Source organism: Corynebacterium sp. HMSC08A12 (genome assembly GCF_001807485.1).
Lineage (GTDB): Bacteria > Actinomycetota > Actinomycetes > Mycobacteriales > Mycobacteriaceae > Corynebacterium > Corynebacterium evansiae.
Genome location: NZ_KV789166.1, coordinates 13,682 through 27,080 on the forward strand (window position 1 = coordinate 13,682; position 13,399 = coordinate 27,080).

General features: G+C 63.6%; 9 protein-coding genes. 3 read left to right on the top strand and 6 right to left on the bottom strand.

What is annotated here, in order from left to right; all coding sequences use genetic code 11:
* Window positions 1-9 precede the first annotated feature (9 nt).
* The gene (dnaG, locus tag HMPREF3166_RS01135; RefSeq protein WP_070487302.1) at window positions 10-1,998 is read right to left on the bottom strand and encodes a DNA primase; all 1,989 of its coding nucleotides are present in this window, start codon (window positions 1,996-1,998) and stop codon (window positions 10-12) included.
* 168 nt (window positions 1,999-2,166) lie between these two features.
* Between dnaG and HMPREF3166_RS01140 the strand changes: the two genes are divergently transcribed.
* Both HMPREF3166_RS01140 and HMPREF3166_RS01145 read left to right on the top strand, forming a co-directional pair.
* Window positions 2,167-3,948 (top strand): GMC oxidoreductase, encoded by a 1,782-nt coding sequence (locus HMPREF3166_RS01140; protein WP_246816887.1) that lies wholly within the window; start codon window positions 2,167-2,169, stop codon window positions 3,946-3,948.
* Window positions 3,949-3,958: 10 nt separating this feature from the next.
* On the top strand, window positions 3,959-4,447 hold the full coding sequence (locus HMPREF3166_RS01145; protein WP_051901694.1) for a guanyl-specific ribonuclease: 489 nt from the start codon (window positions 3,959-3,961) through the stop codon (window positions 4,445-4,447).
* Window positions 4,448-4,483: 36 nt separating this feature from the next.
* On the opposite strand, the gene HMPREF3166_RS01150 is transcribed toward HMPREF3166_RS01145, so the two are convergent.
* Both HMPREF3166_RS01150 and HMPREF3166_RS01155 read right to left on the bottom strand, forming a co-directional pair.
* Window positions 4,484-5,848, bottom strand: coding sequence for a deoxyguanosinetriphosphate triphosphohydrolase (locus HMPREF3166_RS01150; protein ID WP_070487303.1), 1,365 nt, complete (start codon window positions 5,846-5,848; stop codon window positions 4,484-4,486).
* Between the two features lie 29 nt (window positions 5,849-5,877).
* Entirely contained in the window at window positions 5,878-6,507 is a 630-nt protein-coding gene (locus HMPREF3166_RS01155) for a YdcF family protein (protein ID WP_371327250.1), read from the bottom strand.
* 50 nt (window positions 6,508-6,557) lie between these two features.
* Here HMPREF3166_RS01155 and HMPREF3166_RS10405 point away from each other — a divergent pair, with 50 nt between their 5' ends.
* The gene (locus HMPREF3166_RS10405) at window positions 6,558-8,549 is read left to right on the top strand and encodes a TPM domain-containing protein (protein WP_070487305.1); all 1,992 of its coding nucleotides are present in this window, start codon (window positions 6,558-6,560) and stop codon (window positions 8,547-8,549) included.
* A 546-nt stretch (window positions 8,550-9,095) separates the two neighbouring features.
* On the opposite strand, the gene HMPREF3166_RS01165 is transcribed toward HMPREF3166_RS10405, so the two are convergent.
* The 3 genes from HMPREF3166_RS01165 to HMPREF3166_RS01175 form a co-directional block, all read right to left on the bottom strand.
* Window positions 9,096-10,721, bottom strand: a complete 1,626-nt coding sequence (locus HMPREF3166_RS01165) for an inorganic phosphate transporter (RefSeq protein ID WP_083293781.1) — start codon at window positions 10,719-10,721, stop codon at window positions 9,096-9,098.
* A 189-nt stretch (window positions 10,722-10,910) separates the two neighbouring features.
* The gene (locus tag HMPREF3166_RS01170) at window positions 10,911-11,474 is read right to left on the bottom strand and encodes a hypothetical protein (protein ID WP_049049062.1); all 564 of its coding nucleotides are present in this window, start codon (window positions 11,472-11,474) and stop codon (window positions 10,911-10,913) included.
* A gap of 2 nt (window positions 11,475-11,476) precedes the next feature.
* Window positions 11,477-12,856, bottom strand: coding sequence for a glycine--tRNA ligase (locus HMPREF3166_RS01175; RefSeq protein WP_034985313.1), 1,380 nt, complete (start codon window positions 12,854-12,856; stop codon window positions 11,477-11,479).
* Window positions 12,857-13,399: the final 543 nt, after the last annotated feature.

The window sequence follows — 13,399 nt, forward strand, 5'->3', positions numbered from 1 at the left end:
ACGGTTTTCCTAGCGCGTAAAGTCGCCGAAGTCCGAGGCCCGCTCGTGCAGCGAGCGGCGGTACTTCTCCAACGCAATCACATCCGCAAACAGCGCGTTGTATTCCTCTTTCTGCAGGTCGGGGCGCATGCGCTGCATCCGAGACTTCATGTCCGCGATCTCGCTGCCCACCCAACGCTCCTGCATCCGCGCCATGATCGCATCCGCGTAGTACGGCAGCCTCTCCGGCAGGCAGTGCAGATCCTCCACCGCCAGCTCGGAGACCACCGCCGCCCCCATCGGGTCCTTCATCTGCGCCGCGATCTTCTCGATCCATCCGGCCCCGCCATCGCTGTTCGCCGCCCCTCCTAAGGACGCCACAGCCTCCGCCATCGCCACGTATGTCGGATGCACAAAACTCTCCGGGGGCATGAGGTCGAAGATGGTGGAGGCCAGCTGAGGTTCCTGCAAAGCCAGCTTCATAACCTCGCGGGGACCTTCCAGGTAGTCGTCGTTCGGGTTCGGGCGCTCCATGCCCTTCACCACGTGCAGGTTCGGGCCGCCTGTGCTGCCCGCGCCTGCGCTACCCGCGCCAGCCGAGCCAGCACCGGCCCCGGCCCGTCCGGCACCCGCTGGACCAGCGCCGGTCTTCAACTCCAGCTTCGGCCGCTGCCCGCCGGACTTCCGCGCCTCCTTGCGCACCTGATCCAGCACGTCGTTCGGGTTATCCCAGCCGACCCAACCCGCGGCCTGGCGGGCGTACTCGTCCCGCAGCGCGTCGTCCTTAATCCCCGCCAGCACCGGAACGATGCGCCGCAGCGCGTGCACGCGCCCGTCGATGCTGGCCGTATCGTAGTCCGCGATGAGGGTGCGGATCACGAACTCGAACATCGGAATACGGGAGGCTACCAGCTCGCGCACGGCCGCGTCGCCGCGCTTGATGCGCACGTCGCACGGATCCTGCCCGCCCGGCGCGACCGTCACATAGCTCCGTCCCGAGAACTGCTGGTCGCCCTCGAAGGCACGCATGGCGGCCTTCTGTCCGGCCTCGTCACCGTCGAAGGTGTAGATGATCTCGCCCCGGAAGAACTGGTCGTCCAACATGAACCGCCGCAGGGCCGACAGGTGCTCCGCACCGAAGGCCGTGCCACACGCGGCCACCGCGGTATCCACCCCGGCGGCGTGCATGGCCATCACGTCCGTGTACCCCTCCACCACCACAGCCTGGTGCTTAGCCACAATATTCCGCTTCGCCTGGTCAATGCCGAACAACACCTTCGACTTCTTGTACAGCATGGTCTCCGGCGTGTTCAGATACTTGCCCAGACGGTCGTCGTCGAAGAGCTTGCGGGCACCGAAGCCGATCACGTCTCCACTGACGGAACGGATCGGCCACAAAAGGCGGCGGTGGAACCGGTCGATCGGGCCACGCTTACCCATGCGGCCCAGGCCCGCCGCCTCGATTTCCTTGAACGTAAAACCCTTCTGCTGCAGGTGCTTCGTCAGCCGATCCCACCCGGCGGGCGCATACCCGCAGCCGAACTGCTCGGCGTGTTCCATGGTGAAACCGCGCTCGATAAGGAAGTTGCGGGCGACGTCCGCGCCTTCGGCGTCACCAAGAAATTCCTTGCGGTAGAACTCAAAGGCCGCCTTGTTCGCGGCGACTAACCTGCGCCGCGTGCCGGGTTCCTCCCGGTTGCCGGGCCGGCCGCCCTCGTAGTTGATGCGGTAGCCGATGCGCTCGGCGCAGGCCTCCACGGCCTCGGGGAAGGACATGTGTTCCATCAGCATGAGGAACTTGAAAACATCGCCGCCCTGGTCGGTGGAGAAGCAGTGGAAGTAGCCGTGGTTCGGGCGGACGTGGAACGAGGGAGTCTTTTCGTCCTTAAAGGGGCTAAGGCCCTTCATGGAATCGACGCCACCCGGTTTGAGCTGCACATACTCCCCCACTACCTCTTCGATGGGGGTTTGCTCTCGAATTGCTTCGATGTCCCGCTCCGGAATCCTGCCCTTAGCCATAGCCACATGCTAGTACAACCCCCAGACGTCCCCCGGAAGTCCCAGATCGGCGACCGTCACAACCTATACAACCTATTTTCTACAAACAACACACCGCGACAGAACCGGGCGCTAACGTGTTCAAAATAGGATCTACGTCACACTGCAATAACACGAAGGACCACTCCCATGACTGACTCGCAGGCTAATTCGCAAGCCGCCCCGCAGGCTGAATCGCAGGCCACCGGCAACTCCTCCACCCACTACGACGTGCTGATCATCGGCTCTGGCTTCGGCGGCTCCACCACCGCCCTGCGCCTGGTGGAGAAGGGTTACAAGGTCGGCATCCTCGAAGCCGGCCGCCGTTTCAAGGACGAAGAGTTCGCCAAGAACTCCTGGCACCTCAAGGACTTCCTGTGGATGCCGCAGATCGGCCTGTATGGCATCCAACGCATCCACCTGCTCAAGGACGTGATGATCCTCGCTGGCGCGGGCGTGGGCGGCGGCTCGCTGAACTACGCGAACACGCTTTACCAGCCCGGCGAGGCATACTTCAACGACAAGCAGTGGAACACCATTACCGACTGGGAGGACGAGCTGACCCCCTACTACCAGCAGGCGCAGAAGATGCTCGGCGTGGTGGAGAACCCCACCATGACCCCCGCCGACGTGTACTCCAAGAAGGTTGCCGAGGAGATGGGCGTGGGCGACACGTTCCGCATGGCGCCCGTCGGAGTGTTCTTCGGAGAAAAGGTCGGGCTGGAAGGTAAGCCGTGTGAAACTGTGAAGGATCCATACTTCGGTGGTGTTGGCCCCGACCGCACCGCCTGCCACGAGTGCGGCGAGTGCATGACCGGCTGCCGCCACGGCGCGAAGAACACCCTGCTGAAGAACTACCTGTACCTGGCTGAGAAGGGCGGGGCGAAGGTACACGACCGCACCACCGTCACCGACATCACCTTCGACGGCACCACCTGGACGGTACAGGCGCAACAGACTGGACCGATCACCAAACGCAACCCGCAGACCAGCAGCTTCACCGCCGATAACCTCGTCGTCGCCGCAGGCACCTGGGGCACCCAGAACCTGCTGCACCGCCAGAAGGCCAACGGCAACCTGCCGAAGCTGTCAGACAAGCTGGGGCACCTTACCCGCACGAACTCCGAGGCGCTGCTGGGCGCGAACCGTTCGGACTACTCCCCCGACATGGATTTCTCCGAGGGCGTGGCCATCACCTCCTCCTACTTCCCCGCCCCGGATACGCACATCGAGCCGGTGCGCTACGGCAAGGGCTCCAACGCGATGGGCCTGCTGCAGACCCTCATGACAGACGGCGATAAGCTGCAGCCCCGTTTCCTGGAGTTCATCAAGCAGGTCTTCCTGCAGTACAAGGCCATCCCGCGCCTGGTGAACCTGAGCAAGTGGTCGCAGCGCACCGTCATCAACCTGGTGATGCAGACCCGCGATAACTCGCTGCGCACCTTCCTCCGCAAGGTCGGCCCGTTCAACATGCTGAGCTCCGAGCAGGGTACCGGCGAGCCAAACCCCTCCTGGATCCCCGAAGGCAACACGGCCACCCGCATCCTGGCGAAATTTCTGCCGAAGGGAATCGCAGGTGGCGTGTGGTCGGAGGTCTTCAACATCCCGCTGACCGCGCATTTCCTGGGCGGCTGCGTTATCGGCTCCTCGCCCGAGCACGGCGTGGTGGACCCTTACCACCGCGCATGGGGCTACCCGAGCTTGTTCATCACCGACGGTTCCGCCATCACCGCGAACCCGGGCGTGAACCCCTCCCTGTCCATCACCGCGAATGCCGAGCGTGCTGCCGCCATGTGGCCGAACAAGGGCGAGGCCGACCCGCGCCCGCCGCAGTCCGAGGGCTACCGCCGCATTAACCCAGTGCAGCCGAACAACCCGATCGTTCCGGACGACGCCCCGGCCGCCCTCCGCCTGCCACTGCGCGTGCTCTAGACTCTTCCCTATGTCTCAGGGAAGTTCGCAGGGCCGCTCGCAGAGCCCCTCGCAGGGCCTAGTGCCGAAGAAGTGGGCAAAGTACGCCACGCCGATCGTCGGCGCGGCAGTCGTCGCAGCCGGTTGGTTCGGCCTGCAAGGCGACGATGGAGCTGACGGAAACGGCGGGCAGGCTTCTGGTGTTTCTAGCAATGACGCCGACACCTGCGCCGTTGACACCCTCCCACCGGAGGCCAAGAAGCAGATAGACGACATTTTGCAGGGCGCCCCGCCGGATGACGGGGAGGCCGACGGCAAGCACTTCGGCAACTACGAAGGCCTGCTGCCGAAGGAGAAGGGCGACTACTACCGCGAATACACCGTGAAGACCCCGGGGCTTAACCACCGGGGTGAGCGCCGCATCGTCGTCGGCGGCGGCACTGAGACCGACCCGGATGTGTGGTACTACACGTCCGACCACTTCGAGAGCTTCTGTTCCATCCCGGACGCGGAGGACTAGCGGCGCTCGCGCTAGCTCGCGCCGGCCCGCTGGCGCCTAGGCCCAGGCGGCGCTGATTCCGCTGGCGCGCTTGTCCAGCCGCTCCAACCGGGATTCCGTCAGCGAAGCCACCTGGTCGATGACTACGCGGCGTGCCTCGCGGTCGGAGGCGGCGGCGTCAAACCACGAAGAAAACATTGGGTCCAGCGCACCCGAGCCACCGCGCCACAGGTAGTCCGTGACGCGAAAGATGCGCTCGCGCTGGCGCTGCTGGTTGGCCAGATGCTGGGCCTCGTCCATGACGTACAGGACCGCGACGGACTTCAGTAGAGTGACCTCAGCCTGCACGGGCTCGGGGATCACCAGGTCGGCGGCGTAGCGGCCGAGTGCCTTTACCGGGGACTGCTCCGGCGTCCCTTCGCCGAACTGCTGGCGGGTGCCCGTGACGGCGGCGGTGACGAAGCGGGAAACCAGCTCCGAGGTCATGGCCTTTAGCGCGGCGAGGTCCTGCATCGATCCGCGGAAATCCGCCGCCCGGGAGATCAAGGTCATGGCACGCAGGCGGTCGGCAGCCTCCAGCAGCTCCTCCGGGGTGCCGCCGAACACGCGGGCGCCCTTCTCCGCCAGCGCGGCTAGCTCGACCAGATCCCACAGCACGCCGAAGTCGATGCGCCCGGAAAGGATGCCGTCCTCCACGTCGTGCACCGAGTACGCGACGTCGTCGGACCAGTCCATGATCTGCGCCTCCAGGCACTTGCGCCCTTCCGGCGCGCCCTCGCGGATCCACTCGAGGGTCTCCACGTCCTCGGCGTAGGCGGAGTACTTGGCGCGCTTGTTGCCGTGCTCGTCGACCGGCCCCCACGGGTACTTGCAGGCGGCGTCCAGGCTGGCGCGGGTGAGGTTCAGGCCGTAGGAGACGGGCGCGGCGCCTGCTATGCCTGCCGCGCTAGCAGCCCCAGCGCCAGCGCCAGATGCGCCTTCACTGCCGTCCCCCAGCACCTTCGGCTCCAGCCGGGCGAGAATGCGCAGCGTCTGCGCGTTGCCCTCGAAGCCTCCGCAGTCGGCGGCGGCCTCATCCAGCGCACGCTCGCCATTGTGCCCATACGGCGGGTGGCCAATGTCGTGGCTCAGCCCCGCCAGCTCCGTCAGATCCGGGTCCGCGCCCAACGTCTTGCCGATCCCGCGAGCGATCTGCGCGACCTCCAGCGAGTGCGTCAGGCGGGTACGCGGAGTATCCCCCGACCCCGGCCCCACGACCTGCGTCTTATCCGCCAGTCGCCGCAGCGCCGCAGAGTGCAGTACGCGCGCCCGGTCACGGTCGAAGCTATCGCGCCCGTCCACCACCGCCCCGGGCAGCCCCAGGGTCTTCGGCCGGTCCGGCAGCCGCCGCTGCTGGTCGTGATCGCTATAGGGGTAACGCATGTCCTCTTTCCACTTCTACCGGCACTCAACTACCGGCGTTTCTCTACTACCTCGTAGTACAGCATGCCCAATGTCTCGTGCAGGATCGAGTTGGCCTGCGACTTTCGGGTAAACACCGACGGCCCCTGGCGCGTGGGGCTCGACCACGCTTCCAGCCCCTGGTCACGCACCATCCGAGTAGCGCGCAGCGAGTGCGCAGGATCCGTCACCACCACGGAAGTCCGCCAACCATTTTCGCTCGCCACCTGCGCGAACGCCTCGGCTGACTTCAGCGTATCCGCACCTTCCTCCACCGGCACTACCGCCGATTCCGGAATGTCGAAGTTCTCCACCAGGTAGTTCTTGCCCGCGGCCGCCTCGGTGTACAGGTCGCCCTCCGCCTTGCCGCCAACGGTGACGATTGTCGGCGCCACACCCTGCTTGTACAGCTCCGCTGCGTGATTCAGCCGCGAGGCAAACCAGTTCGTGGGATTGCCCGCATACTGCGCTGCCCCCAGCACAAAGATCGTGTCCGCCGGTCGCCTGTCGTCCGACCGCGCAAAGTGCCACACCTGGAAAGCCGTCACACCGAACACACCCGCCGCCACCAAGAAGATGGTCAACAGCGTGATGAAGACATACTTCACCACGCGCTTCACCGGACGCCGTGCATTAGCCATGCGCAAAACCATACGCGGTTTCCCCTGTATTTTTCGTTAAGGTGGGCTGTATGAAACCGACTTTTTCCACCACTCGCTTCCTGGCAATCCTAGCCGCCGGCGCCGTACTCGGATTTGGCTCTTTTCTTATTGACGCCCCCTCGGCCCCAGCCGCTACCGCCACCAGCGAGGTGCAGCTGACATCCCAGCTCGTTGACGAGTCCGGGGTGCTGTCTGAACAGGAAAAAGCGGACATTACGGCGTCATTAAAGGAAGCAACCAAAGAATCCGGCAAGAAGCTCTACATCGTCTTCGTCCCGACTGCGGCAGACAGCATCAATGCAATGGCCGAGCAGCTACGGGACCAGGACGGCACCGACAACGTAATTGTGCTGGCAGTGGCCACCGAAACGCGGCAGATCGGCTACGCCGCCGGGGACAAGGTAAAGACGAGCGAGGCAGAGAAGCTGCACGACGCGGCGCGGGACCACTTCGCCGACGACGACTGGGCCGGGGGCGCGCAGGCCGCGGCGGACAAGCTGGCGGGCAAGACCTCCACCGCGTCGAAGGTGTGGATGGGCGCCGGTGCCGTCGGAGTGGTCGGCGCGGGCGCCGGTGCGGTTGTGTGGTCCCGCCGCAACCGTAAGAAGACTCACGCGCAGCAGCTGGAGACAGCCCGCGAGATCGACCCGGGCAACATCGACGACCTGTACAAGCAGCCCACCGAGGTGCTGCGCGAACTGGCGGACGAGGAGCTGCACAGTACCGACGAATCCATCCGCAAGGGCGACGAGGAGCTGGCCGTTGCGCGCGGAGAGTTCGGTGAAGAGCGCACCCGTGACCTTGCTAAGGCGCTGCAACACAGCCGCTCGACGTTGAACAAGGCATACAGCATGAACGAGCGGCTGCGCTCCGGGCTGGTGACGACTGAGCCGGAGCAGCGCGACCTGCTGATCGAGATCGTGTCTACCTGCGGGCAGGCAGACGACAACCTGGACGGGCAGGCCGCGCGCTTTGCCGAACTGCGCCAGAAGCTGATGGATGCGCCCCAGCTGGTGGAGAAGCTCCGCCAGACCAGCATCAGCCTGCACAATCGCATTCCGAATGCGCGGGAGATCCTCAGCGATGCCATCACGCGCGTGGACCCGGCGCTGCTGGAATCCGTGCGCCATAACCCGGACGTGGCCGAGGACGAGCTGGCGGAAGCTGAGAAGGCCCTGGACTCCGCGCGCGGGCTGCTGGACAAGCCGGCCGGGCAGCAAGGCGGGCTGATCGACGCGCTGGGGGCCGCGCGCATGGCACTGCAGCAGGCAGATTCGCAGCTGCTGGCCGTGGAGCGTGCGGAGGAGCACCTGCGGTCGGCGCAGTCCAACCTGCCCGCGCTGATCACCGAGGTGGAAGAGGAAATTACAGAGGCCGGGCAGCTGGAAAAGTCCGGCGCAGACCTGGACCGTGCGGCTTTGCACAAGGCCGTGGAGCAGGCCCGCGAGGCGCTGAAGAAGGCACGGGAGGAAGGTTCTTCGGATCCGCTGGGTAGCTACTCCCAGCTACTGGAAGCCGACGGTGTGCTGGACATTCAGCTGGACGAGGCGCGCGGCAAGGCCAGCGACTTTGCCCGGACCGTGGACATGGTGGACCGGACGGCCATGGATGCCGCCCAGCGGTTGGAGGCCGTGGAGGACCTGATCAGGAACCGCCGGCGGATCATCGGCGTGGATACGCGCACGGCGGCGCAGGCGGCGCGGGCTGCTTTGGATGAGGCAGCGCAGCTGCGGACGGAAGATCCGAAGCGGGCGCTGCGGGCGGCCCAGCGGGCTAGCCAGCTGGCGCAGCAGGCCACTTCGCAGGCTCGCAAGGATATCGACGACTTCAACCGTCGCAACAGCGGCTACGGCGGGTTCGGCGGAAGTGGCGGCAGCGGCAACTTTGTGACGGGCATGGTGCTGGGCTCGCTGCTAAGCGGCAACGGCGGCTTCGGCGGAGGATTTGGCGGCGGCTTCGGGGGCGGCGGTTTTGGCGGCGGAGGCGGGGGCTTCGGCGGCAGCGGCTCCTCCAGCTTCTAGCCGAGTCTCCTCTAGCTTCTAGTTAGCCCCAGCTTCCTGCCAGGGCCGGGCCGGTCGGCTGGCTGGGGCTCCTCCAGCTTCCAGCCAGGGCTTTTGTGCCCTCGGATTGCGTTAAATGTCGTTAAAGTGGGAATTCGTTACCGGCACTCATTTCCAAATGTGTAAAACCGCAGGTCAGCGAGTTGCTGAAAAATCATAAGCGGGATTCAATTTTACAGATTCCCACTTTAACGACATTTACGCCTAGCGAGGCCCTTCAGATCCACCAGGACAGAAGACCTAAACCTCGGGTCGACTCGAGCAGGCGCCCCCACGTTTAGGCGTTCCACATTCTGGCGCCCCCAAAATTCTGGCCCCACGTTCTCCGGGCAGCAAAAAGCGCCCGCCCCGAAGGGCGAGCGCCTTGAATCAGCAATGCCGGGTCAGCCATCCGGGCCTGCAGTAACGCGCCAGCCAGTCGGGCCGGGCCAGCCAGCCGGACCCAGCCGGGCCAGCAACTTCAGCCGGGCCAGCCAGCCGGGCTAAGCCAGCGGCAAGCAGTTTGCTTTAGAAGATCACGCGCAGCACGGAGACCGTACCGCCTGCGATGATGGCGGCAGCCGGGAGGGTGATAACCCAAGCCAGGGCGATGGGCTTCATCAGGCCCCAGTTGGCGTCCTTGTTAACCAGGCCAACGCCCAGAACTGCACCGATCAGAATGTGAGTGGAGGAAACCGGCAGACCCAGCACGGATGCGCCCATAACCACGGCAGCTGCGGACAGCTCTGCAGCGAAGCCAGAAGCCGGGTGCATCTTGGTCAGACCGGAGCCAACGGTGCGGATAACGAAGCGGCCAATGAACCACAGGCCGGCGATCAGAGCAACACCCATCGCAACCATCACGGGCAGCGCCACGCCAGATTCCTCAGAGATGGTGTTGGTCTTCAGAACGTCCAGCACTGCAACGAACGGTCCAAGCGCGTTAGCGATGTCGTTGGAGCCGTGGCTGAATGCGAAAGCAGACGCGGTGAACACCTGCATCCAGCTGAACAGCAGGAAGGTCGAACGGTTCAGAGCCTGCTTCTTCAAGGTACGGGAGAAGATGTACACAGCCATCCAGACAACAGCTGCCACCATGCCCATGATCAGGAAGTTGCCCAGGCTGGACAGCTCCAGGTTCATGTTCTTCAGGCCCTTGAACAGCAGCATCGCGGAAATGATGATGGAACCACCTGCGGCCAGCAGCGGCACCCAGGTATCCAGGGCGTGGTGCGCCTCAACCTCGTCGACAGACTTGTTGATGCGGTGCAGCTTCTTGTAGTAGTCGGACTCCAGGTCCTCCTCGGTATAGCCGTGCTCGCGCATCGTGGTCGAGTCGCGGATCATCGCATCGGTCAGCGCCAGCTGCTCTTCCTCGCTGAGCTGACCGAAGGCGATCTTGTGCTGAATGTTCAGCTCCTTCTTTTCCTTCTTGATCTCTTCGAGGCGCTGATCTGCCAGCTCGTTGTAGACCAAGATGCCACGCTTAATCGCGCCATACAGAAGGTAGGCAACTATTCCGCCCAAGGCAGGAGACAGAACCCAAGAGATAGCAATCTTGCCAACGGCACCCCACTGGACCATGGACCAGCCACCAGTGCCGGTGACGAAACCGACGGTCAGAGCCGCACCCACGATACCGCCCACGATGGAGTGCGTGGTAGACACTGGCCAACCCATGCGGGTCGCCACCAGCAGCCACACAGCCGCACCCAGCAGCGAGGCCATCATGATGTAGGCGAAGTTCATCGGCTCGAGGTTGTCGATAGCGCCCAGGTCAACAATGCCGGAACGGACCGTATCCGTAACCTCGCCACCAGCCAGTACAGCTCCGGAAACTTCGAAGATGGCGGCCACAACCAGGGCTTGCTTCATGCTCAGCGTGCCCGCACCCACGGAGGTACCGAAGGAGTTCGCGACGTCATTACCACCGATATTGAACGCCATGAACACGGCGAAGATGATGGTGGTCAGCAGCACGATCAAGCTGGCATCGTCGCCGACGTAGTCGTGCGCCCACAGGCTGAAGGTCACCAGGGTGATGGCCATGAGGCCACCGAAGAACAGGTGCCACCAGGTATTATTCTCGTTTTCGGGCACAGGGGTGATGCCCGTGGCCGACGATGGCGCGGCCGTTTCGGTTGTCGTCGACAAGATTCCTCCAAAACGTCAAGATGTCAGACAGAAACACCTTCTCCGATGGAGGTAAAAAACACGGGATTTAATGGTGAACAGAAGGTTAATGGGGGTTGAAATCTTGCTACCTATTTAGTTTGGGCAAACCCTCGACATGCAGTTTTAGCCAAACCAAACCCAGCTCCCCGCCAACCCCAATCCGGCGTTTTAGATGAACCCAATCCAGTAGAGCACCACGATCGGGATGCACAGCAAAAGCGCGATGGTGATCGCCCACGAAGAGCTGATCATCCGCGTCTCCATGCACAGCCGCGCCGCCCAGGAAATGAACACGCGCACGTCGATCGGCAGCTTCTCCCCCGCACCCTCGAACTCCACGTGCAGGTTCCGCAGGCCACGGTTCTCGCTGGTGAACTGCCCCACCTTCTCGCCGTCGATGTCCAGCACGAAGTTCTTCTTCGTCTCCGCGATGATCGTCACGTGGTGCCGGTCGGCCTGCACCTCGTAGCGGTCCGACTTGCCGAAGCTCTTGCCGTTGCCGGTCACCGTCCAGGTGCCCGTCTGGGTCGTCGCCGACGCAGTGCTTTCGCCGTCGCTGGCGGCACTGTCGTCGGGGCCGTGCAACTGCCACGTGTCGCCACCGAAGCGGATATTGGTGACGCCGCGCTCGTCGGCGAACTCCGCCACCTTCACGAGGTCATTGCTGGGACCTTCGTAGATGGGGAACGTGTGTCCGTCACTCGGCAGGCCCCAGCGAATGTCACTCGACATGCTTAGCAGCCCGCCAGTCGTTCAGCGAAGTAGCTCTGCAGATCCTCGATCTTGATGCGCTCCTGCTCCATAGTGTCGCGCTCGCGGACGGTCACGGCATTGTCCTCGAGGGTGTCGAAGTCGACGGTCACACAGAAAGGCGTGCCGATCTCGTCCTGGCGACGGTATCGGCGGCCGATAGCACCGGAGGTGTCGTAGTCCACGTTCCAGAAGCCGCGCAGCTGGTCGGCGATCTTCTCCGCGGTCGGCGTCAGCGTCTCCTTCTTGGACAGAGGCAGAACTGCGATCTTGACCGGAGACAGACGACGGTCCAGCTTCAGCACCGTGCGGGTGTCCGTGCCACCCTTCGCATTCGGTACTTCTTCTTCCGTGTAGGCGTCAACAAGGAAGGCCATCATCGCACGGCCAAGACCGGCGGCGGGCTCGATGGTGTACGGGATCCAACGCTCGTCCGCAGCCTGGTCGTAGTAGCTGAGGTCCTCGCCCGAGCCCTCGGAGTGAACGCGCAGGTCGTAGTCGGTGCGGTTGGCCACGCCCTCGAGCTCGCCCCACTTGGAGCCGTTGAAGTGGAAAGCATACTCCACGTCCACAGTGCGCTTGGAGTAGTGGGACAGCTTCTCCTGCGGGTGCTCGTAAAGGCGCAGGTTATCGGGGTTAATACCCAGGTCGATGTACCACTGGTGGCGATCATCGATCCAGTACTGGTGCCACTCTTCGTCCTCGCCCGGCTTGACGAAGAACTCCATCTCCATCTGCTCGAACTCGCGGGTACGGAAGATGAAGTTACCCGGGGTGATCTCGTTGCGGAAGGACTTACCAACCTGCGCGATGCCGAACGGCGGCTTCTGGCGGGAGGTGGTCATCACGTTCTTGAAGTTCGTGAAGATACCCTGCGCGGTCTCCGGGCGTAGGTAGTGCAGGCCCTCCTTGTCATCCACCGGGCCCAGGAAGGTCTTCAGCAGACCAGAGAAGGCCTTCGGCTCGGTCCAGGCGCCCGGCTGGCCGGTCTCCGGATCGTTGATGTCGGCCAGGCCGTTTGCCGGCGGGTGGCCGTGCTTCTCCTCGTAAGCCTCCAGCAGGTGGTCCGCGCGGTAGCGCTTGTGGGTGTGCAGGGACTCAACCAGCGGGTCGGTGAATACCTCGACGTGGCCGGAGACCTCCCAGACGCGCTTCGGCAGGATCACGGAGGAATCCAGGCCGACGACGTCGCGGCGGGAAGTAACCATGTGGCGCCACCACTGGCGCTTGATGTTCTCCTTCAGCTCGACGCCCAGCGGACCGTAATCCCAGGCAGAGCGGGTGCCACCGTAGATCTCGCCGCAGGGATACACCAGCCCCCTGCGCTTGGCTAGGTTGACGACGGAATCAATGGTGCTTGCCATGGTTGGCGTGTCTCCTTGGTCGAGGTGTTCGTGCAAGAAATGCAGGTTTCGCTTTCCAGCTATTGTGCCCAACATTCTAACCCGTTCAAGGCGAAAGCCAACGGTCGGGGTGGGAGCGCCGAATGTGTCGCTGCATTTCGGCGCAACCACCGCTGCAGCCGGCCGAAGGGGCGTCATAAAAATGGGTGAAGATAAAAAAGAACCCGCGGTTAGGGGGGGGTAAATACCGCGGGTTCCGGCCACGCTTTCCTCATAAAGAGAATGGGGCCTGTTCCCTTTAGCTGGAAGCTGCGAAGGGGGGGGATTACGCACGCTCCCAAGGGAACTGCCTTAAATCTAGCCCGGGGGTTTCTAGAAAGTCAAGCGTCCGGAGCACATTATTTGGGCATATTTTTCCGGCTCGCCGCTGTTGCGTGCGGGCTCAAGTTCTGGTGGCCACTGCACCGCGCACGCGGCGACCACACACCGCTATCGTGCCGCACTGGAGCTGCCTTAGAAGGACTTATCGAAAGCTTATTGAAAATTACCAGCAAGATCCCTATT